Here is a 21,097-nt window from a genome sequence, read left to right as displayed (position 1 = left end):
CAAAAAACAACCAACCCAGTGCTGAATTAATAATGTTTGCTTAAAGGAATTAAAGATGAAAATGCAAATCAACAAAAAGCACTTAAAAACACTTTCACAAGACAAATATTTGCTGCCCGGAGACAATACTCCCCATATCGCTGGCGGGACAGGCTCTTGGCCAACGCCAGCAACAACAACTGTTCGAGCTAGAACTTGTCCTACCGGAGATGCCTGTAAAACAAATCAAGGGGTTTACTGTGTAACACGTTAGCCTCACATTAAATGCAAAAAAGCCAAAGCATGATAGACATGGCTTTGGCTTTTAAATACGTTCAGTTGCTAAAATTATGGACGAGGAATAAAACCCACTGCATCATAAACAGCTTTAAGTGTTTTTTCCGCTCGCTCACCGGCTTTTTCAGCACCACTGCGCATAATATTGTCTAATAGCGCTTGGTCAGAACGGATCTCACGGAAACGCGCTTGAATAGGCTCTAACATTTCTACAACTGCTGCTGCGGTGTCTTTTTTGAGGTGTCCATACATTTTGTCTTCGTACTCAGGTACTAGTGTATCAATTGAACGACCTGTAGCCACTGACAGTAATGTCAATAAGTTAGATACACCTGGCTTTTCTTGGCGGTCGAAGTAGATACGAGCTTGCTCATCAGAATCAGTCACTGCTTTTTTCAGCTTTTTCTCTATCTTTTTCGGCTCGTCTAACAACATAACAAACGCATTTGGGTTGTCATCTGATTTAGACATTTTCTTTGACGGATCTTGTAAGCTCATTACGCGAGCACCAAATTCCGGAATATAAGGCTCTGGTACTTTAAACACCTCACCATAGATGTTATTAAATCGAGTAGCAATGTCACGTGTCAGCTCTAAGTGTTGCTTCTGATCTTCACCTACTGGCACTTGATCAGTCTGATATAACAGAATGTCTGCCGCTTGCAATACAGGATATGAGAACAAACCAACATTCACATTATTAGAGTGTTTAGCTGACTTATCCTTAAACTGTGTCATACGATTCAATTCGCCCATTTGAGCATAGCAGTTCAGCACCCAACTTAGCTGCGCATGCTCTGGTACTTGTGATTGCACAAACAAAGAAGATTTATTAGGGTCAATGCCGCAAGCGGTATACATTGCAATGCCATCCAATACACGTTCACGTAGAACCGCGGGATCTTGGCGTACAGTTAAAGAATGAAGATCAACTAACATAAAGAAACAATCGTGATCTTCTTGTAGCTTAAGCCACTGGTTTATGGCACCTACGTAATTGCCTATAGTCATACCACCGGTTGGCTGAATGCCACTTAATACTACTGGTTTTGTCATCTTGTTCCTTTATATCAATTCAGGTTTGCTAAAAATAGGAATTATATCTGAGAACTGCTCACAGAGGTACTGTGGATTAAACTGCGAGAGTGTTTCTCCCTGATTATATCCATAATTCACTGCAATCACAGGTATCTGTGCATGTTGTGCAGCTAAAATATCGCTCTTAGAGTCACCTATCATAATCGCTTGCTCAGCGTTTATACCCAGCTGTTCGCACGCCAGTTGCAACAAGTCAGGGGCAGGCTTTTTGTTTCCATCATCACCACATACAATAACATCAAAATGCTTTGCAATGTTAAGCTTTTGCAATAACTGTAAGGTAAATGCTCTATTTTTATTAGTCACTAGTGCTTTGGGCAAAGTGCCCAGCTCGTACAACCCAATTTCAACTCCGGGGTATAACTCTGCATACTCGCCGACTAACTCCTGATAGTGTACTTTAAAACGCGCGATGGCTTGTGTGATTAGTACCTCGGATAGATCAGGGTTAATCTCTACATGGCAACTCAGCCCGCGTTTGACTAACACATCAATGCCATTGCCAACCCATTGTTGCACTTGCCCTTGAGATACGACTGGGAATGCCACATCAGAAAGTGCTAAGTTCAGTGCTAAATGCATCTCTTTTACGCTGTCGACCAACGTCCCATCTAAATCAAATAAAATGCCTGACACACTCATTAACGTACCTTCGCTAATTCTTGACGCATAGCATCAATCACTTTTTTATAATCTGGTTGATTGAAAATAGCAGAACCTGCAACAAACATGTCAGCACCAGCCGCAGCGATTTCTGCGATATTCTCAACTTTCACACCGCCATCAACTTCGAGGCGAATTTTTTTACCTGAAGCCTCAATGCGCTCTTTAACTTGCTTCAACTTATCCAGAGTGCTGGGAATAAAGCTTTGCCCACCAAAGCCTGGGTTTACTGACATTAATAAAATCTGGTCCACCTTGTCCATCACATAATCTAAACATTGTAATGGCGTTGCAGGATTAAGTACTAAGCCAGCTTCACAGCCAAGTTCTTTTATCAGTGCAAGGCTACGATCAACATGCTCGCTTGCTTCTGGGTGGAAAGTGATAATATCAGCGCCAGCTTTTGCGAAATCGGGGATCAACGCATCTACGGGTTTAATCATCAAATGCACATCTATTGGAGCTTTAATACCGTAATTTCTTAGTGCCTCACAAATCATTGGACCAAATGTTAAATTCGGTACGTAATGATTATCCATTACATCAAAGTGCACGACATCAGCACCTGCTGTAATAACCTTCTCCACATCTTGCCCTAAACGAGCAAAGTCAGCCGATAAAATAGATGGCGCAATTAAAAATTCAGATTGTGCATTCGCTAATGACATGAGATCCCCTTAAAATTTGCTGTCGCGCTACTTTAACTCAAATAATAGATAAATACACGGCTAAGCTCTGTACCAATTAGATACAATCCAAAGAGAAAATTGACAAATAGATTGTTTAATAAATATCCATAGTGTACTATTTATAGATAGCTAATCGCTGAGGGGATAGTTATGGCAACATGGCTTCAAACACGGACAGTATTGTTGGCAACCGCGGCTGTGGTTTCGATAGGTGTATTTTCTTTTGGTAATGACGACATCGAAGTGACACAGGCCAGCCAATGTGAGTGCAGCAGCGCGACTTATAATTATAATGAACAACATTGTAAGCGCGAGGCACACACAAGCTGGTATGCGTGGTTAACTGGTGGTAGTAGTAATGCACAATTTCACTACCTCGATTTATTAGAGTTACTAATTGGCTCTGATGACCAGCAAGACAGTTCTAGCATTTCTGATATCTAGTCAAAGCAACAGGACGCATCATGATGACTTTATTGAGCATCTTCCAGAGCGTCCTCGCTGCTATGTTTGGCGTGCAAAGCAACAAGAAATATCATCACGACTTTAAGAAAACGAACTTTTGGCCTTATGCAGTGGTTGGTACTGTGTTTGTTATACTATTCGTGGTTGGTTTAATCATACTGGTAAATAGCGTTATCTCGGTATCACAAAGTCATTGACTGCGAACAGGTTCTTTTCCCTTACTATATAAAGCCATCAGTTCATTAACCTTATTTCGTGCATTGCCTTTAGGGCTAATTGTTCTTTTGACTTGAATGACGTCTAACGACGCCTCACTGTAGATCTTTCTCGTCCACACAGTATCATGATTTGAAATTAATACTGGTTTATCAGTATCAAATGCAGCTTTTTCCGCTAAATTCGCCAGTTGGGCCTGATCGTCAAGGTTAAACCCTTCTTTAGCATAACTTGTAAAAGACGCAGTCTTGCTGAGGGGCACATAAGGTGGATCGCAATATATCACTGAGTTTTCAGGCAAGCGCTTAAATACCTGCTCATAGCTTAAACACGTGAATGTTGCATTCTGCGCTTTGGCAGCAAAATGATACAGTTCATTTTCAGGAAAATAAGGCTTTTTATATTTACCAAAAGGGACATTGAAAATGCCTTTAAGATTATACCGGCACAAGCCATTATAACCATGTCGATTCATGTACAGGAATAGGATAGCACGCTCATACACGTCGACACATTCGTTAAACTGTTTGCGATACTCATAGTACGCTTCAGCACAGTTATTCTGATCAACAAATAACTTTTTTGCATCACTGATAAACTCATCAGGCGCACGCTGAATTTCTTTGTACAGGTTGATCAGATCGGCATTAATATCATTCAAAATATAGCGTTTAAAATCACTGTTTAAAAACACAGAGCCAGCGCCCACAAAAGGCTCAACTAAGGTATCAGCCTCACTGTTCGCACTGCGTAATCGTTTAGTGATCTCTTCCACTAAACTATATTTTCCGCCTGCCCATTTAAGAAAGGCTCTGGTCTTTTTTTGCATGATCGATCTAATTACCCAAAAGTAGCGGGATTTTACACTATTTTTTTTACTGTGACTGTTGGATTTGCTGCTTTATTTGAGAGATCCGTTTAAAAAAGGGCTTCGCGGCTAATAAATCCCTGCTTAGCTTGCTTCGTGCTGCCTTCGCATCATCAAGTTGTGCAAATGGTGCTAATGTCACAAACCACCATGTACGCCCACTCCTAATCACCTGTGCTACCTTTACATTGTCCAAAGCATGCTGTTGGATGAAATCCACTGCTACCTTCTGATCGGTCACAGCGAGCAGTTGTATACTCCATTCCGTGTCAGCCCTTAATAAGAACCAACTATTGTCATTAACGGACAAGGCAGCTGCTTCTCTGGTCAACTTTTCCCGATCAGGCTCACTGTCAGGTCGCTGATCGAGTTGCAAGCCTTCTTGTAATGCATTTGATTCATTTGAAACCGTTTCTACAATAGGCATATCGGATAACTCAGGCTTACTGATGACCTGAGGGCTTGTAATGCCATTTGGCGCTGTCGGCTTTGCTGTCTCTACATTGTGTGATTTTTCAGTTTCAGTGACTAACGGCTCTGATAACAATGCACCTAATATAGCAGATACCTCTTCAGTGTTTTTTTCTTCAGTGTCGTCCTCAGAAAGATGTGAAGATGTAAATGAAGGTGTACTCTCAACCTGAGTTGATTGCGCTTCTAAAACTTGCTGTGCCTCAAATACTGTCGGCTCTGTCACAACAACCGCCGTCTGCTCAGATACAGCTCGCTTCGTCTGCAATAAATCGAGTAATTGCTTATTGTATAAAGCAGCAATCAAACACAACGATAAGATCAATGAAAAAGCAACAATAAAGAAGTGCTTCTGCTTTCCCTTTGAAGGCATATTCGCTCTCAGGTCAAGTTGCTGGTCATCTTGTTGCCAATCAAGTAAAACGCTTGGGTTTCCATGCGCTTCAGATACAAATGTTGAAAAGATAGGATCATCATCCGAAGGCAACTCTGGAAAAAACATTCTCATTAGTTGCTTCGATTCAAAAAGTGACAATGGCTCTAAATGAATATCCAGTGCATTTGGCAGCATATTCGGAGCTTGTGCCGTCACTAAGACATAAAGTGTGTTGGGTGCACGTACAACCAAGTTTTGCAACTCAGTAATTAGTTCATCACTCAAGTGCCTGGCACCATCAAGCACCCATAAGCACGGTCCTGCAGGCTGCTCACTATTGAGCACAAAGAAGTTTTCTGTCAGGGAAAGCTTTTGATCCACTAATGGTGCACGGAAAGTATGTTCCATCAGCTGGCGCACCACATCTACATCTTTGGAGTGTGCGCTTAATTGAATAAAAGCCTTGGAGAAGTCGCTATATTTATCGGTTATAAAACTTTCTGCTAGGTAACTCTTTCCTAAGCCAGAGTTACCAACTAAACAAATTAAGCTCTGCCCATATTCAAATTGCATTGCAATTCTATCAACCAAGGCAGCACGACTCGGCAATATTTGTGACTGCATTACTGCCCTATTAAATGACCCACACTGTCATCAGACACATCATCTACCAAGGCACACACGCCCATTGATGTTGGCAATATGAATCTTATTTTGCCTTTTTTGTTCTTTTTATCCTTACGCATATGATGGATAAACTGCTCAGCAGTCATATCTTTAGGGGGAGCTGTTGGTAAGTCATATTGTTTAAGTAAAACACACACACGTTCAACTTCTTGCTCAGATATATCGCCGCGCTGCTGCCCTAATGCCATTGCCAACATAATACCTGCCGCGACAGCTTCGCCATGTAACCAGTTGCCATAACCCATTTGCGCTTCGATAGCATGACCAAATGTATGACCAAGATTTAATAACGCACGCAGTCCGGCTTCTTTTTCATCTTTAGCAACGATTTCAGCTTTGATCTCACAACAACGATAAATTATCTGATTCAAGCTGGCAGTATCTAGCGACTTTAAACGCCCTGCATTCTCTTCAAGAACAGTTAGAAAATTTGCATCATATATCAAACCATATTTGATAACTTCTGCCATTCCGGCAGCAAACTCTCGTGCAGGTAATGTTGTCAACGAATTAGTATCTATAAATACAGCTTTTGGTTGATAAAATGCACCAATCATATTTTTCCCCAAGGGATGATTGACCGCTGTTTTTCCACCAACTGATGAGTCGACCTGAGAAAGTAATGTGGTAGGTATTTGAATAAATGGCACGCCGCGTTGATACGCTGATGCTACAAACCCGGTTAAGTCACCAATTACCCCCCCACCTAAAGCGATTAAACACGTATCTCTACCGCAATTATGCTCAAGTAAGAATGCACAGATCTTCTCAAACCATTCGAGTGATTTGTACTGCTCACCATCTGGGATAATAAAGTGTAAGGGGGATAAATCTCTCAGCTGTGTCTCAATCAACTCAAGATACAGAGGAGCAATGGTTTCATTGCTAATTATAACAGGGCGAGTTTGACCAATATGCTCAATCAATCGCCCTTTGTCAGATAGCAGACCCTGTCCAATATAGATGGGATAGCTCCGCTCGTTTAAATCCACATTCAATTCAAGCATCACTACACCCTCCTTTTTTATATTGGCAATTAAAAATCTAACTTATCGATAATTTGATTTGCGACTACCTTCGCACTTTGCTCATCAGTGCGTACAACGATATCAGCCACTTCGCTGTATAAATGATTTCGTTGCTCAGCCAAATCTTCTAAAATTTTTCTTGAATCTTCACCAGTCTGCAACAAAGGACGACGTTTATCTCGCTGTGTTCGAGCCACTTGCTTTTCAATGGGTGTTTCTAAATATACTACAATCCCACGAGCTGACAGTTTGTTGCGCACTTCTTTGCTGATCACAGAACCACCGCCTGTAGCCAGCACAATGCCCTGCTTTTCAGTCAAATCTGAAATAACAGTCTCTTCACGCTTACGAAAACCTTCCTCTCCTTCGATATCAAAGACCCAAGCAATATCAGCACCTGTGCGGCGCTCAATCTCTTGATCTGAATCAAAAAACTCAAGGTGTAACTGATCGGCAATGTGACGACCAATTGTGCTTTTACCAGCCCCCATAGGGCCTACTAGAAATATATTACGTTTCTCAGCCATATCTATTTAGTACAAACGACTCTAAAATTTGAAATAAAACCCCGCCTAACGACCTGGCCCCAAAATTAAGGAGGGGATTATCTCAGTATTCTATTCAACATTTCAAGTCAAAAGGCGCAAATTCCACCTTTATTTGTTAATTTATCACCATTACAAATTTTCATTCATAATTCTGGGCGTGACAAAAATCAACAACTCTTTCTTTTCATTAATCTCTTTGGTGTTTCTAAACAACACACCAAGGTATGGGACATCCCCAAGAAGCGGTACTTTACTCACTGCATTTGTAGTTTCTTGCTGATAAATACCACCAAGTACAACTGTTTGACCATTATCAACTAATACTTGAGTCTGGATCTGTTGAGTGTTAATCGCAACCGCGGGACCATTTGCGGTCTGTACTGTATCACCTCGTGTATCTTGAGTGATAATTAAATCTAAAATAATTTTATTGTCAGGCGTTATTTGCGGCGTCACTTCTAAGCTTAGTACTGCTTTTTTAAACTCCACCGCTGTCGCACCACTTGAAGATGCCTCCACAAATGGGATTTCCGTACCCTGCTCAATGCGCGCCGTTTTCTGGTTCGCTGTTGTAATGCTAGGTGTCGCGATAATTTCACCTTTGTTCTCTTGCTCTAAAGCTGATAACTCAAGATCAATTAACGTTCCATCTGATAGTTTAGCGATATGCATGCCAATACTGGCCGCTGTTGCTGGCGCAGGTAAATTGACATTTAGCCTATCTTCGAGCCCTGGGATAGTCCCCCCAGATAACAAGTCAGCTGCAGTTAAGTTGCCTGATAGTGCATCATTACCTTGTTGATCACTAAACCCCCAACGGATCCCTAAATCTTCTTGAATATTATCCGTCACTGTCACCATTCTAGATTCAATGCGGACTTGCTTTACCGGAACGTCCAGCTTTTCAACCATGCGTCTGATACTCTCGATGCTGCGAGCTGTATCTTTAATCAATAAAGTGTTTGTCCTTGTATCAACAGACACACTACCACGTAAACTAATGATTGAGTTTACGTCTGTTTTCAGTAAATCCGAAAACTCTTGTGCTTTGGCATAATTGAGCTGAATGTATTCAGTGTATAAAGGCTCAAGCTCTTCAACTTGCTTTTTGGCCTGCAACTCTTTGGCTTCGCGCGCGCTTAACTCCTCAGAAGGCGCCACCATCAGAATTGAGCCTTCCATCCGCTTATCAAGACCTTTGACCCGCAGCACAACATCAAGCGCTTGATCCCAAGGAACACCATCCAATCGTAAGGTGATATTGCCTGAAACCGAATCACTGGTCACTAAATTAAAGTTATTGGTATCAGCAATAATCTGTAGCACCGAACGCACAGGAATATCTTGGAAGTTCAGCGTGATTGGTTGTCCTTGATATGACTTATTTTCGCCAAATTTAAACTCATTACTATCTTTTTCCACAGTTAAAGTAAAAATATTATCTAACTGCTGATAATTGAACTTAAACGCGGCGTTGGGCTCAATCACAATACGAGTTTTAGTCTCTTCTCTGAAGGTCTCAATTCTGCTGACCACAGTGCCAAAGTCAGTTACATCCAATTCATACAAATGTTCATCAGGAATACTAATATGATGAAAATCTGCAACTATCTTATCACCGACTTGTTGCACATCGATGGCACTTTGAGCAGAATCTAAAAATGCCAAGATCTGTGCAGCTCCTTCGCTAGTGCGCTTGAAGTCTATGCTTTGAATACCATTAATATATTGATTGATTTGTTCTTGAGTCTCAGGATCAGGTATAGGCTGGTCTGACACTTGTAAGTACACCAAGTTATTTTTAACCGTGGTTTTATAAAGCTTCAACTCTTCAAGTACAATCGATATCCTAAACCCATCAGCTTCCATTGTGCTATTTATTGCACGGATCCCTGCGGTGTTAATTTTCATTTGCTTAAGACTTTCTTCAAATTCTGCACCAGAAAAAAACAATTCCAAACGCGCCGGGTCATTAAGTACTTGTACTTGAGGCTCCCCTTCTAACTGCTCATCAAACACCAATTGTAGCTCGGTCTCACCAGTATCAATCGGGTTATAGCGTACATCATAGAGCATAGGGATCGCATAAGAGAGCATCGAAGTCCCTAAAAATGCACCGCCAATCAGTGTCTTCGCAAAACTATTTGCTAAGTTGCGCGTCATAGTCATATCACCTTTTTATTATTCACTCGCGCCCATTTCATCAGCTTCTGGCATCTCAACTGTTGTAAGTCGCTCTTTCCAACAACCAGAACCGTCGGGGATAAGTTCCATTAACTCAATTCTATCAGAGTGTACACCTACCACTTCACCATGATAGAGCCCCATATACTGCCCTTCTCTCACACGATATAAACCCTGATCTGCGGCTTTGATCAATGCCCAAGTTGTCGCAGCGGTGGCAATTATGCCTTTCATAACAAGGTTGTCCAACGGGAATTTCTCAAGCGGATCTCGCATTCGTTCTGGATCAGGATGCAAGCAGTTTTTTATTTGTACTAACCTATTTTCTATCACTTCTGGCTGTGGAGCCACAAAAGGACTGCGTTGATCTGAGGCTTGATATGGGAAGTGCTCAAAGCTCATCATTTCGGGAATCGGATCAATGTAAGGTGTTGCACTTGCCTGCACTCTATCAATATATTCCTTTTGCTCCGCTGTATCATCATTACACCCTACTAAAAACAGCATTAAACAGAACACCGGAGCTAGACGCATCATTGGCTCTCTCCTTGCTCATATCGATACGTTTTTGCAACTACACCAAAGACCAATGAGTTATTTCCAGCATTTTCAATTCTAAAGTCGTGCAAACTCACGATTCGAGGCAACTGAGCAACTTTACTGACAAATTCGCCAAACTCATGATAAGTACCGACCACTTCAAGATTAATAGGTAGCTCTGTATAAAACTCTTTTTTTACTTCCGGTAACCAGCCAATTTTCAAAAATGTCAGACCACTCGAAGTCCCTACATAAGTTAAATCATCTAACAAACCAGGCGTTTCATTTGAAGTTGGAAGCTTTCTCAGCAACTGAGAGAATTGATCTTCCATATCCAGCATTTGCTGTCGATATAGCTCTAAATTATTTGCACGACCATATTTGATCCGATAACTTTTGCGCAGCTCTTCTTCTTTATTGACAGAGGCTTCATATCTATCAATCGAAGATGATACCAGCATTGTGTAACCAACGATCAACATGATCAAGACAACCAAAGCACAACATAATATTTTAACAGGGAGTGGCCACTCGCCAATATTATCTAACTCAACTTCATTCCAATCGATTTCTTGCAATGCTTTGATATCAAGTTTCACGATTTAGGTGCTCCTGACTGAGTATTGCCAGCCTGTTGACGTTCCTGTTCCATTTGTTCAAATGACTTAACATAGAAATGCATCATAAAATCACTGAGTAATCTATCATCGTTACTACCAGCAACAATACCTTGGATAACCGGCTTTTCTAATAAGTAAGATGACTCGACTGCTCTCAGCATTTGCGATAGACGGTTATTTGATTCACTTCGCCCCACCACTTTTATCATGTCCTCTGTGCGTTCAAGGCTGGTTAAATACACGCCAGCAGGCACAACTCTGGCAACCTCATCAATAATTTGCGTCCCCAGGTTACGATTGCTCTGTAACACTTCAATTAACCGAATTCTTCTTTGCAGGTTTTCTTTTTGTTTATTTAGCCCTTCAATTTCACCAATTCGCTTATCTAACTTAACAATCTCACCTTGAAGATAACGATTTTTAATTTCTTGTCCCTGCCTAAGACCATCATAAAATGTCCCCATCAGGTACATAAGGGCCAAACTGATCGCAACAATTGCAGCCAAAATCGTCAAAAACTTTTGTTGAGAAGCTTGTCTTTGTTGCTCGCGCCAAGGAAGTAGATTTATATGTGGCATGCAGAAAAGCTCCTCAATGCCAATCCAGTTGCTATCGAGAATTGCGCACTATGACGATTCAGCACACTTCTATCTACTTTAGGAGCAATTTCCATATTCGCAAATGGATCTCCGATAATACTATGCACACCCAGTTCATCTACAAGAAGTCTATCTAGCCCCTCAACAAGAGCAGTTCCGCCTGTCAAAATGATATAATCAACTTGGTCATGTCCACTGGTGGTCATAAACATCTGTAACGCTCTCCTTATCTGCTGTAAGAGAGAAGTTTGAAAAGGGGCTAATACCTCAAAGGTATAATTTGGTGGCAAGTCACCGGTTGTTTTTGCAAGTTCCGCCTCATCAAAAGTTTTATTATAGTAGGCAACAATACTATTGGTATATTGCTCACCACCAAACACTTGATCTCTCGTATAAAGTGTTTTACCTGACTGTACCACACTTATTAAAGTCACTACCGCACCAATATCAATAATTGCAACGACTTTATCATATGCATCTGAGGGCAATTGCTCATACAAGACATCAACAGATCGTGCCAATGCATAACTCTCTACATCGACGACCTTTGCTTTTAGCCCAGATTCTTCTAGCGCGCCAACACGCGCTTGTACGCTCTCTGTACGCGCAGCCGAGAGTAAAACATTTACTTTTGAAGGATCCGCTTCATTGACCGATAACTTTTCAAAATCCAAACTGACTTCATCAAGAGGGTATGGGATCAGGCTGTCTGCTTCGATGGCAATCTGAGATTCTAATTCAGCATCTGTTAAAGAAACATCCATAAAAATCATTTTGGTGATAACGGTTTGACCTGACACCGCGACTGACGCAAATTGAGTGCCTTTTGGGAGACGCTTTTTTAACTTCGCAATAACGCGTCCAATGGCTTCAATATCTTGGATAGCACGTTCTTTCATTGCGCCTTTGGGCAAAGGTTCGATGGCCACAGCCTCAACTCGGTATCCTGCACTAGATTCAGCAAGGAGTACGGCTTTAACACAGTGTGAACCAATATCTACCCCAACCATCAACGGTGCGTGCTTTTTAAATATTTGATCGAACATGCAATTTACCCAAGTATCAGTTTTAGTCGTTATCTTGGCGTTCTCGTTTGGCAGTTAACATTTGATACGCCTTAAGTATTATGCATTATACTTACCAAACAACAACGGTGCATTATTTTACACCTGTTCGGGTTGAAGAATTTACGCAAAAGTTATTAATCGTTTTTTAATCAGGATATACTAACAGCGTCCACTTGCAATTGGGAGTCTCACTAGAGATAAATTCGTGAATTTATTAAAAAGATTATTACAGACTGTTTTCGTTTTTGGCCTTTTTGGCCTAGTGATTTTGATCGGCTTGTATTTTTATGTGAAATCCGATATCCCTAGCGTCAGTGTGCTCAAAGATGTGCAACTACAAACCCCAATGCAAGTATTTACTCGTGATGGTAAGCTCATCAATCAGTTTGGTGAGAAGCGGCGTATACCCGTAAAGATCTCGGATGTACCTAAGCCGATGCTTAACGCTTTTTTAGCCACCGAAGACAACCGTTTTTATGAGCATTTCGGTATTGACCCAATCGGGATTGTCCGCTCATTTATTGTGTTAGTCAGTACCGGGCAAAAAAAACAAGGGGCAAGTACGATTACCATGCAGCTTGCGCGAAATTTTTTCTTAACTCGCGAAAAAGCCTACATACGTAAAGTAAAAGAAATCTTCATTGCTCTACACATAGAACGTTTACTGAGTAAAGATGAAATATTCGAGCTATACCTTAATAAAATCGAATTAGGTCACCGCTCTTTTGGTATTGGTGCTGCAGCGCAAGTGTATTATGGCAAAGAACTTAGTGAGTTAACCTTGCCACAAATGGCCATGATTGCCGGATTACCCAAAGCGCCATCAGCACTTAACCCCATACGCAATCCAACTCGTGCTAAAGCGAGACGAAATGTTGTATTAGGTCGAATGTTAGCAGAAAAATATATCTCTGAGGCAGAGTATCAGGCGGCCGTCAACGCGCCCATTACCGCTAAACGCCATGGTGCAGAAATTGAACTCTATGCACCGTATATTTCAGAGATGGTGCGCGCTTATATGGTGGAGACATATGGTACTGATACAGCATATAACTCCGGCTTTCGCGTCTATACAACAGTGGATGCAAGCACTCAAGCCGCGGCACAACAAGCTTTGGTTAACAACCTCCATGACTATGATATGCGACACGGCTTTAGGGGCCCAAATGCCAGGTATTGGCAGCCAGACGAAACCCCGTGGGATGCCCGGCAAATTACTGCTCGATTAAGCAAAGTCAAAGCCATTGCTCCTTTAAATGCAGCGGTGGTTACCGCCATTGATGAAAAATCCGCTGAGGTCATGCTTAAAACCGGTGAAGTAGTCAGTTTAGATTGGTCAGCCATAAATTGGGCAAGGGCCTACATCACGGAACGACGCCAAGGTAGTGCACCAAAAACAGCGGCTGATATATTAGAGCCAGGCATGCAAATCTGGGTACGGCAAACCAACCAAAAATGGATGTTAAGTCAATTACCCCAACCGGCTAGCGCTTTGGTGTCACTGGACCCAAAAAATGGCCAGATCAAAGCCTTAGTAGGTGGCTATAGCTTCAAACAAAGCCAGTACAATCGAGCAGTCCAAGCAAAACGCCAAGTTGGTTCAAACATCAAACCTTTTATTTATTCTGCTGCATTAGAGGAAAATTATACGCTCGCAACCATTATCAACGATGCGCCTATCAATCACTGGGATAAGAGCCTAGGCGTCGCGTGGCGACCAAAAAACAGCCCAGATGTATACAGTGGACCAATTCGTATTCGCAGAGCCCTTGCCCAATCAAAAAACGTAGTCTCCGTGCGGCTGATGCGTGGTGTCGGATTAAATAATACTGCAGATCACATTCTTAAATTTGGCTTTGATGATGCAGATGTCGTGCGCAGTGAATCTCTTGCATTGGGGAGTGCAGCCATGACACCGCTGGAAATGGCAAGAGGTATGAGTGCATTTGCCAATGGTGGTCATTTGATTGAACCCTATTTTATCGACCGACTTACCGATGCGTTTGGTAATGAACTGGGTACTGCTAGTCCACTCCGTGTTTGTAACGAAGATGAATTAGAGGCAGACCCATATACATGTGCACCAAGAATTATCTCTGAGAAAAATGCTTTCTTAGTGGCTGATGCACTGAAAAGTGCAATTTGGGGCGGCGGCAGTTGGCGACACAAAACAGGTTGGACAGGCACAGGTTGGCGTGCACAAACGCTAAAACGAAAAGATCTCGCAGGTAAAACGGGTACCACCAACAATGCTGTCGATACTTGGTTTACCGGCTTCAACCGTAACCTATTGACCACAGTATGGGTCGGCTTTGATGATGCCAGTAAACCTTTGGGCAGAGCAGCCTACAATAGCAACCTAGGTAAAAAGCAAATTGTCGGCGCAGAAGCCGGCGCCACTTCGGCACAACCTGCTTGGGTGAGCTTTATGCGCCATGCACTCAAAGAGGCTCCACTGGCACCAATAGAGCCACCACCGGGATTGGTTTCAATCAGAATTGATTTAAAAACAGGGCTATTAAGTGAAAAAAATGACTACACCAGTCGTTTTGAATACTTTGAACGCGGCACTGCACCAACCAAATATGTCTTAGACTCTGGTAGTAGTACTCCCTTTGAAGATGCCCTACCAGCCACAGAAGAACTCTTCTAAGAATCATAAAAAGGCCATGCTTTGCATGGCCTTTTTATGATTAATTCTCCTGACAAAAAAGAGTCATTACTTGAGCTTTTGAGTTAACCAGTACAAATCTGAATGTATGCCCGCAGCTGTCACTTCTTTACCCGCACCAGGGCCTTGGATAACCAATGGATTGCTTTCATACCATTGGCTGGTGATCACAAATATATTATCACCAGGCGTTAGATTTGCGATTGCACTACCAGCTTCTGCATAGGCAATACCGACTTTCGCACTGACTTTACCTTCGCTATCGACCTCTAATGCACCGGTATAGCGCAATGCTTTACCTTCAGATTGTGCTTGCTCATAACGAGATTGGTAAAACTCATCTAGCGCTTCACGCTTGGCCAAAAATGAATCCCAATCACCGTCGGCCAGATGCACTGGCATCAAGGGCTCTAGAGCAATGTCGTCAACATCAAGCTGTAAACCTAAGTCTCTGGCTAAAATAAGCAGTTTGCGCTGCATATCTCGTCCTGATAAATCCTCTCGAGGATCAGGCTCTGTGTAGCCCATAGACTGTGCTTCTAACACCAGTTCAGAAAATGCTTTACTGCCATCAAAGCTGCTACATAGCCACGAAAGCGTACCGGAGAATACACCCTCAATGCGCGTCACTGTATCGCCACTATTTTGCAAGTCAGCCAACGCAAAATTAATCGGTAAACCGGCGCCAACACTGGTGTTATAACGCCAGTGTAAATTGCGCTCTTGAAGCTGTTCGATGAGCTTTGCGTACCAAGTTTGTTCAGCGGTACCTGCATATTTGTTGGCACTGATCAAATGGCAATCATGGGCAACAAAACTCGGGTACATATTGCTAAAGGCATCGCTGGCAGTGATGTCTATCACGACCTTATTTTCATAATCAAGCTCACCAATGCGCTCAAGTAAATCTGCTGGCTGATAGTCTTGTGCTTCACTACGCCACTGTTGCTGCCAATTATCGATATTGATCCCGCTTGGGCAAAACAGCATCTCTTTAGAGCGAACCAAAGCAACCACTTTCAAATCAAATGTCGTTTGTAGTTTTTCGACTTGCCTTTGGCATTGTTCTACAAACACTTCTCCCACATTACCTAATCCAGCAATAATCACCGCAAGCTCACGGCCTTTATTCACTAATTTGTCATGTAAAATCGCTAAAACATCGCTATCGATAGATTGATCAGTTAAGAACAACGCATAGCTGCCATCGCTATGGGTAAAACGCACGACAACATCTTGTAGCTCTAAAATCGCTGCAGCTTGTTGAGAGAGTTGTTGTATTTCATAGCTCGGTGCAACAATAGCCAGTCCTCTTAAATGAGATTCTACAATATTGCCTCGGCCTTGTAGATGTGTCGCAACGGTATGTGTGTCATTGCTTGGCACCAATAAATAATCCTCACCGCCTTTGTTAAAGTGGTGGATGCTATGTTGTATTAATTGACTCAAAGTACGTACTTCACCAGCGGCCAACCCCTCAACACGGATCAGGTCTAATTCATCAAATGTAGTAATAAACCGTTTGTCTTTGCTATATCCCTGCTTTACGATTTCTGTGCCAATCGCTTCAGGATCATAGCTGCTGCGCACTTGCAGCTTAATATTGGTGCCTTTAAGTGGTGACAGTGTTTTCGCATGTAAGACAGGATTACCAAGGCGAGCAAGTAAGTTAGCTTGAACGCGGCACACTTTTGGGTATTTAATAGCTGAGCTTACTTTACGAGGATCCGTACTAAACACACCATGGGTATCAGTCCAGATAGATACAGCATGCGCATCAATATAATTGGCCAATAAAGTTGCACTGTAATCACTACCATTACGGCCCAAAGTGATTGTATTCCCTTCGCAATCAGAAGCGATAAACCCTGTCACAACATAAATTTTGTCTGTTTTGATTTGCTCCAGACACGATTGTTTATTTTGAGCGTGCAACAATTGACCCTGATGCTGAGTAAATAACTTTCTAGCATCAACATCAATAGCACTGACATTAAACGTCGAGAGTAAATTAGCTAATAGCCTTGCAGACCAAAGCTCTCCATGAGCAAGTAAAGACGCTTCATGAAGCGTCTTGTTAGCCGCTGACTTTGCAATATTTTGCAATTCACTTTTTAGACACTCAGATAAGGTGCTAGCCTGTTGCGCATCAAATAATTCTGTCAGGAGAAGGTTTTGATGATTTTCCACTTGCAATAGAATGTCGTTAAATGCGTTATCATCTTTTTGTTGATAACTTTGCCATAGCTTCACCAGGGTATTTGTTGTCTTACCGGCAGCAGACACCACCACACAATCACCAACTTGGCATTGGCCCAAAATAATGTTCGCAACCGCTTGATAACGAGCCGCTGAGCTCAGGCTTGAGCCACCAAATTTATGTACTACTTTTGTCATGTTCTTACCATAAAACCGTGTGTGCTGGTGATAATTTAAAATCTTTGGCACTGTCTGAGCTGCCAGATCCAGGGCTATTTACTTTTCGAAAAGCCAACTCTAAATCAGCAAGCAAGTCTTCTACATCTTCGATACCCACCGAAATGCGGATCAACGTATCTCCTACGCCAGCTTCAAGGCGTGCTTTAGGCTCCATACCTGCATGAGTCATTGTTGCTGGGTGACAGATCAAGCTCTCGACCCCACCTAAAGATTCTGCGAGAGAAAACTGAGATAGAGAGGTTAAAAATGTCGCAGAATCTTTGAGAGTCCCTTTAATATCAAAACTCACCATGCCACCAAAACCATGTTGCTGCTTTTTCGCAAGCTCATGTTGAGGATGGGATGCAAGTCCTGGGTAATATACTTGTTCAACGTAAGGTGAGGCTTCTAAATACTGTGCAATCGCTAACGCATTTTGTTCATGTTGTTTTAAGCGTACTTTTAACGTTCTCAAGCCTCGTAGAGTTAAGTAACTATCAAAAGGGGAACCTGTGATGCCAATATTATTCGCCCACCAAGCAAGCTCATCTCCAAGCTCCTGAGTGCGCGCGATCACAGCTCCGCCAACAACATCTGAGTGACCGTTGATAAATTTAGTGGTTGAATGCACAACGATGTCTACCCCAAATGCAATTGGATTTTGTAATGCAGGAGATAAAAATGTATTGTCTGCCGCAACCAAAGCACCACAGCCATGCGCAGCTTGAACCACGGCTTCAATATCTGTTAAGCGTAAAATTGGATTACTAGGTGTTTCTATCCATACAATCTTAGGCGCAATCTCTGCGATCTGCTTAATACTCTCTGGCTGTGTTAAATCAAGCACTTTGACTTTCAGCAAGCCGCGCTTTTCCAAAGAGGTAAACAAGCGATAACTACCGCCATAGCAGTCATGTGGAATGACCAAGGTATCATCGTGATTTAATAACTGTGTAACTAGGTGAACCGCAGCCATGCCCGTTGCTGTAATTATGCCTTTTTCCCCACCCTCAAGCTGAGTGAGTGTATCGGCCAATATATCTCGGTTTGGGTTACCACTACGGCCATAATCATAATCTCGCTTCTTATCAAAATCAGCAAAAGAATAGGTCGTTGAAAGATAAAGAGGAGGCACAACTGCACCATGATGCTTATCTGCATCAATGCCATTTCTTACGGCAATCGTTGACTTTTTACTTTGGCTCATAGCTCACCTAGATACTTGGATGTTTAGACGTCTAAAAGGTTAGATGAACAATTGAAAGATGTCAAAACATTTATACTTCTATATGGCCAAATAACTAGTATTTGACTATCTTATTCAAACCGATAAAATTTCGCCACGAAAGCGATAAAGGATGCCAATAAGACTGAATCTTTGACCAAATATGGCAAAAGACCGAGTATTCTGCCAATTTCCTGTACAATCTGCGTCTATTTATAGGGTGCAAGGTACAAACCGTCTGCAGCACACTCAGCACGCAAAAATACAGTCTTATTTGCATTCAAGGTAAACACTGAGGCAAGTACACAATTATGGCTAAATGGAACGGTGAATATGTTCACCCTTATGCAGAACACGGTAAAAAATCAGAACAAGTGAAAAAAATCACGGTTTCAATTCCTCTGAACGTATTAAAAGTACTCACAGATGAAAGGACTCGTAGACAGGTCAATAACCTGCGCCATGCGACAAACAGCGAACTATTGTGTGAAGCTTTTTTACATGCCTTCACTGGACAACCGTTGCCCAACGATGAAGACTTGAGAAAAGATAACCCAGAAAAGATCCCGGCAGAAGTACGCGATATAATGGAAAAGATGGGATTAGATATCCCAGAAATAAACGAAGACTAACGCATCGTTCAAGCCAAAAAAAGCCTCACTATTGTGAGGCTTTTTAGTTTTAAAAGCTTACGCCATGTAATTCTCTGGCATATCAATTTGCGCAACGCCCGAGTCAATTGCTGCTTGTGCAACCGCTTTCGCGATGCGTGGCAATAGACGAGGGTCCATCGGTTTTGGAATAATATACTCAGAGCCAAACTCTAGACTTTCGACTTCAGCAGCAACCAGTACTTCTTGAGGCACAGGCTCTTTCGCAATGCTACGGATAGCTTCTACAGCGGCAATTTTCATTTCATCATTAATGGCTGTGGCGCGAACATCAAGTGCGCCACGGAAAATAAACGGGAAACACAGCACATTATTAACCTGATTAGGATAATCAGAACGACCCGTTGCCATGATTAAGTCATCACGAGCACCATGCGCGACTTCAGGACTGATCTCAGGATCTGGGTTCGAGCATGCGAACACCACAGGCTTATCAGCCATCAATTTAAGATCTTCAGGTGATAGTAAATCTGGACCAGATACACCAACAAACACATCAGCTTCTGCGATCACGTCTTGCAGCGTACGCTTGTCCGTATTGTTCGCAAATAATGTTTTGTATTCATTCAAATCATCACGACGCGTATGGATCACACCTTTACGATCTAGCATATAAATGTGCTCACGCTGAGCGCCGCACTTAATTAGCAGCTCCATACATGCAATCGCAGCAGCACCGGCACCCAAACAAACAATAATTGCTTCTTTGATGTCTTTACCTTGGATCTCCAACGCGTTCAACATACCAGCCGCTGTTACAATCGCTGTACCATGTTGGTCATCATGGAAAACAGGCACATCACAGCGCTCAATCAAGGCTTTTTCAATCTCAAAACACTCTGGTGCTTTAATATCTTCCAAGTTGATGCCACCAAACGTGTCTGCGATATTTGCAACCGTATTGATGAAGTCTTCAGTTGTATTGTGCTTTACTTCAATATCGATAGAGTCTAAACCCGCAAAGCGCTTAAATAAAAGGGCTTTACCTTCCATAACTGGTTTAGAAGCCAATGGGCCTAAGTTACCCAGACCTAAAATAGCAGTACCATTACTGATAACAGCTACCATATTACCTTTACCTGTATAACGATAGGCGTTGGTAGGATCTGCGGCAATTTCACGTACAGGTTCTGCAACACCTGGACTATATGCTAATGCAAGATCTTTAACTGATTCAGCTGGCTTTGTCAGCTCGATACTGATTTTACCTGGGACGGGGTGAGCGTGGTAATGTAATGCTTTTTCACGTAAATCTGACATGACGCGATTTTTTCCTACGAGAAGTTAAAAGTGAGAGTGAGATAAAAATTCGCTAACTGCTTTCAACAATACCTTTTTTGAAAATTAATTCAAGCACTATCAGGTCTATCCTGTTAGCCGATATTTTTTGTAATTTAGCGACTTTTAAGCCACTTTTCATCAATATTTACTGCTATAAATTAACGCTTATACAAATTACCTTTGGCCATTACAGGTTAATTTATATGCAAAAAGTCCATTTTTGATACACAACAATCATCTTTAAATAAATAAACCACTTTTACTGTAAGATAAAAGCATTTAGTGACATTTAAATGAATTTATAAAAACTTAATGACAAAGTTTTATAGCATAACTATTCAAAACAAAGATAAATTTAAACACTCAACTCATGCTAAACCATTCACAATGCGATGGGCCACACTCAATGGATTATTATCAATGCAGGCTGCATCGC

20 protein-coding genes are annotated in these 21,097 nt (G+C 42.0%); 5 read left to right on the top strand and 15 right to left on the bottom strand.

The annotated features are described in order from the left end of the window. Nucleotides 1–55: 55 nt before the first annotated feature. On the top strand, nt 56–253 hold the full coding sequence (locus S4054249_RS01420; protein ID WP_046358371.1) for a hypothetical protein: 198 nt from the start codon (nt 56–58) through the stop codon (nt 251–253). Between the two features lie 74 nt (nt 254–327). On the opposite strand, the gene trpS is transcribed toward S4054249_RS01420, so the two are convergent. Genes trpS through rpe form a run of 3 tightly spaced genes read right to left on the bottom strand, consistent with a single transcriptional unit; the run spans nt 328 to nt 2,705 of the window. Then, nucleotides 328–1,332: a tryptophan--tRNA ligase gene (trpS, locus tag S4054249_RS01415; protein WP_046358372.1), complete on the bottom strand. Its 1,005-nt coding sequence runs from the start codon at nt 1,330–1,332 to the stop codon at nt 328–330. A gap of 9 nt (nt 1,333–1,341) precedes the next feature. After that, nucleotides 1,342–2,016: an HAD family hydrolase gene (locus S4054249_RS01410; protein WP_046358373.1), complete on the bottom strand. Its 675-nt coding sequence runs from the start codon at nt 2,014–2,016 to the stop codon at nt 1,342–1,344. Next, entirely contained in the window at nt 2,016–2,705 is a 690-nt protein-coding gene (rpe, locus tag S4054249_RS01405; protein WP_046358374.1) for a ribulose-phosphate 3-epimerase, read from the bottom strand. Before rpe ends, S4054249_RS01410 begins: the two co-directional genes overlap by 1 nt. Before the next feature lie 171 nt (nt 2,706–2,876). Here rpe and S4054249_RS01400 point away from each other — a divergent pair, with 171 nt between their 5' ends. Further along, entirely contained in the window at nt 2,877–3,170 is a 294-nt protein-coding gene (locus S4054249_RS01400) for a hypothetical protein (protein WP_046358375.1), read from the top strand. 20 nt (nt 3,171–3,190) lie between these two features. Beyond that, the gene (locus S4054249_RS01395; RefSeq protein ID WP_046358376.1) at nt 3,191–3,388 is read left to right on the top strand and encodes a DUF2970 domain-containing protein; all 198 of its coding nucleotides are present in this window, start codon (nt 3,191–3,193) and stop codon (nt 3,386–3,388) included. On the opposite strand, the gene S4054249_RS01390 is transcribed toward S4054249_RS01395, so the two are convergent. The 9 genes from S4054249_RS01390 to S4054249_RS01350 form a co-directional block, all read right to left on the bottom strand. After that, on the bottom strand, nt 3,382–4,236 hold the full coding sequence (locus S4054249_RS01390) for a Dam family site-specific DNA-(adenine-N6)-methyltransferase (RefSeq protein ID WP_046358377.1): 855 nt from the start codon (nt 4,234–4,236) through the stop codon (nt 3,382–3,384). The two genes, S4054249_RS01395 and S4054249_RS01390, sit on opposite strands and share 7 nt — an antisense overlap. A gap of 46 nt (nt 4,237–4,282) precedes the next feature. Further along, nucleotides 4,283–5,746, bottom strand: a complete 1,464-nt coding sequence (locus S4054249_RS01385) for an SPOR domain-containing protein (RefSeq protein WP_046358378.1) — start codon at nt 5,744–5,746, stop codon at nt 4,283–4,285. After that, nucleotides 5,746–6,816, bottom strand: coding sequence for a 3-dehydroquinate synthase (gene aroB / locus S4054249_RS01380; RefSeq protein WP_046358379.1), 1,071 nt, complete (start codon nt 6,814–6,816; stop codon nt 5,746–5,748). Before aroB ends, S4054249_RS01385 begins: the two co-directional genes overlap by 1 nt. A 29-nt stretch (nt 6,817–6,845) precedes the next feature. Continuing rightward, nucleotides 6,846–7,364, bottom strand: coding sequence for a shikimate kinase AroK (aroK, locus tag S4054249_RS01375; RefSeq protein ID WP_036975093.1), 519 nt, complete (start codon nt 7,362–7,364; stop codon nt 6,846–6,848). A gap of 150 nt (nt 7,365–7,514) precedes the next feature. Beyond that, nucleotides 7,515–9,548 carry a type IV pilus secretin PilQ gene (pilQ, locus tag S4054249_RS01370; protein ID WP_052961172.1) on the bottom strand — a complete coding sequence of 678 codons (2,034 nt, stop codon included), beginning with the start codon at nt 9,546–9,548 and terminating at the stop codon, nt 7,515–7,517. 18 nt (nt 9,549–9,566) lie between these two features. Then, the gene (locus S4054249_RS01365; protein ID WP_046358381.1) at nt 9,567–10,106 is read right to left on the bottom strand and encodes a pilus assembly protein PilP; all 540 of its coding nucleotides are present in this window, start codon (nt 10,104–10,106) and stop codon (nt 9,567–9,569) included. Then, entirely contained in the window at nt 10,103–10,708 is a 606-nt protein-coding gene (locus tag S4054249_RS01360) for a type 4a pilus biogenesis protein PilO (RefSeq protein WP_046358382.1), read from the bottom strand. The genes S4054249_RS01365 and S4054249_RS01360 overlap by 4 nt, the downstream gene beginning before the upstream one ends. Next, nucleotides 10,705–11,307, bottom strand: coding sequence for a PilN domain-containing protein (locus tag S4054249_RS01355; RefSeq protein ID WP_046358383.1), 603 nt, complete (start codon nt 11,305–11,307; stop codon nt 10,705–10,707). Before S4054249_RS01355 ends, S4054249_RS01360 begins: the two co-directional genes overlap by 4 nt. Then, on the bottom strand, nt 11,295–12,374 hold the full coding sequence (locus S4054249_RS01350) for a pilus assembly protein PilM (protein WP_039607562.1): 1,080 nt from the start codon (nt 12,372–12,374) through the stop codon (nt 11,295–11,297). Before S4054249_RS01350 ends, S4054249_RS01355 begins: the two co-directional genes overlap by 13 nt. Nucleotides 12,375–12,600: 226 nt before the next feature. Between S4054249_RS01350 and S4054249_RS01345 the strand changes: the two genes are divergently transcribed. Next, nucleotides 12,601–15,048, top strand: coding sequence for a penicillin-binding protein 1A (locus tag S4054249_RS01345; protein WP_046358384.1), 2,448 nt, complete (start codon nt 12,601–12,603; stop codon nt 15,046–15,048). A gap of 66 nt (nt 15,049–15,114) precedes the next feature. Here the strand turns inward: S4054249_RS01345 and metL are convergent, their stop codons facing one another. Both metL and metB read right to left on the bottom strand, forming a co-directional pair. Then, the gene (gene metL, locus S4054249_RS01340) at nt 15,115–17,463 is read right to left on the bottom strand and encodes a bifunctional aspartate kinase/homoserine dehydrogenase II (protein ID WP_046358385.1); all 2,349 of its coding nucleotides are present in this window, start codon (nt 17,461–17,463) and stop codon (nt 15,115–15,117) included. A gap of 4 nt (nt 17,464–17,467) precedes the next feature. Beyond that, entirely contained in the window at nt 17,468–18,691 is a 1,224-nt protein-coding gene (metB, locus tag S4054249_RS01335; RefSeq protein WP_046358386.1) for a cystathionine gamma-synthase, read from the bottom strand. Between the two features lie 329 nt (nt 18,692–19,020). Here metB and metJ point away from each other — a divergent pair, with 329 nt between their 5' ends. After that, the gene (metJ, locus tag S4054249_RS01330; protein ID WP_039607558.1) at nt 19,021–19,341 is read left to right on the top strand and encodes a met regulon transcriptional regulator MetJ; all 321 of its coding nucleotides are present in this window, start codon (nt 19,021–19,023) and stop codon (nt 19,339–19,341) included. Nucleotides 19,342–19,398: 57 nt separating this feature from the next. Here the strand turns inward: metJ and S4054249_RS01325 are convergent, their stop codons facing one another. Then, entirely contained in the window at nt 19,399–20,640 is a 1,242-nt protein-coding gene (locus S4054249_RS01325) for a malic enzyme-like NAD(P)-binding protein (RefSeq protein ID WP_046358387.1), read from the bottom strand. Nucleotides 20,641–21,097 lie beyond the last annotated feature (457 nt).

The organism is Pseudoalteromonas luteoviolacea, from assembly GCF_001750165.1.
GTDB lineage: Bacteria > Pseudomonadota > Gammaproteobacteria > Enterobacterales > Alteromonadaceae > Pseudoalteromonas > Pseudoalteromonas luteoviolacea_G.
This window is presented reverse-complemented; position numbering and strand designations above follow the sequence as displayed.

What these genes read in the sequence shown, in the direction of transcription:
- S4054249_RS01420 (WP_046358371.1), top strand. Translation starts at nt 56, where the DNA reads ATGAAAATGCAAATCAACAAAAAGCACTTAAAAACACTTTCACAAGAC.
- trpS (WP_046358372.1), bottom strand. Translation starts at nt 1,332, where the DNA reads ATGACAAAACCAGTAGTATTAAGTGGCATTCAGCCAACCGGTGGTATG.
- S4054249_RS01410 (WP_046358373.1), bottom strand. Translation starts at nt 2,016, where the DNA reads ATGAGTGTGTCAGGCATTTTATTTGATTTAGATGGGACGTTGGTCGAC.
- rpe (WP_046358374.1), bottom strand. Translation starts at nt 2,705, where the DNA reads ATGTCATTAGCGAATGCACAATCTGAATTTTTAATTGCGCCATCTATT.
- S4054249_RS01400 (WP_046358375.1), top strand. Translation starts at nt 2,877, where the DNA reads ATGGCAACATGGCTTCAAACACGGACAGTATTGTTGGCAACCGCGGCT.
- S4054249_RS01395 (WP_046358376.1), top strand. Translation starts at nt 3,191, where the DNA reads ATGATGACTTTATTGAGCATCTTCCAGAGCGTCCTCGCTGCTATGTTT.
- S4054249_RS01390 (WP_046358377.1), bottom strand. Translation starts at nt 4,236, where the DNA reads ATGCAAAAAAAGACCAGAGCCTTTCTTAAATGGGCAGGCGGAAAATAT.
- S4054249_RS01385 (WP_046358378.1), bottom strand. Translation starts at nt 5,746, where the DNA reads ATGCAGTCACAAATATTGCCGAGTCGTGCTGCCTTGGTTGATAGAATT.
- aroB (WP_046358379.1), bottom strand. Translation starts at nt 6,816, where the DNA reads ATGCTTGAATTGAATGTGGATTTAAACGAGCGGAGCTATCCCATCTAT.
- aroK (WP_036975093.1), bottom strand. Translation starts at nt 7,364, where the DNA reads ATGGCTGAGAAACGTAATATATTTCTAGTAGGCCCTATGGGGGCTGGT.
- pilQ (WP_052961172.1), bottom strand. Translation starts at nt 9,548, where the DNA reads ATGACGCGCAACTTAGCAAATAGTTTTGCGAAGACACTGATTGGCGGT.
- S4054249_RS01365 (WP_046358381.1), bottom strand. Translation starts at nt 10,106, where the DNA reads ATGATGCGTCTAGCTCCGGTGTTCTGTTTAATGCTGTTTTTAGTAGGG.
- S4054249_RS01355 (WP_046358383.1), bottom strand. Translation starts at nt 11,307, where the DNA reads ATGCCACATATAAATCTACTTCCTTGGCGCGAGCAACAAAGACAAGCT.
- S4054249_RS01350 (WP_039607562.1), bottom strand. Translation starts at nt 12,374, where the DNA reads ATGTTCGATCAAATATTTAAAAAGCACGCACCGTTGATGGTTGGGGTA.
- metL (WP_046358385.1), bottom strand. Translation starts at nt 17,463, where the DNA reads ATGACAAAAGTAGTACATAAATTTGGTGGCTCAAGCCTGAGCTCAGCG.
- metB (WP_046358386.1), bottom strand. Translation starts at nt 18,691, where the DNA reads ATGAGCCAAAGTAAAAAGTCAACGATTGCCGTAAGAAATGGCATTGAT.
- metJ (WP_039607558.1), top strand. Translation starts at nt 19,021, where the DNA reads ATGGCTAAATGGAACGGTGAATATGTTCACCCTTATGCAGAACACGGT.
- S4054249_RS01325 (WP_046358387.1), bottom strand. Translation starts at nt 20,640, where the DNA reads ATGTCAGATTTACGTGAAAAAGCATTACATTACCACGCTCACCCCGTC.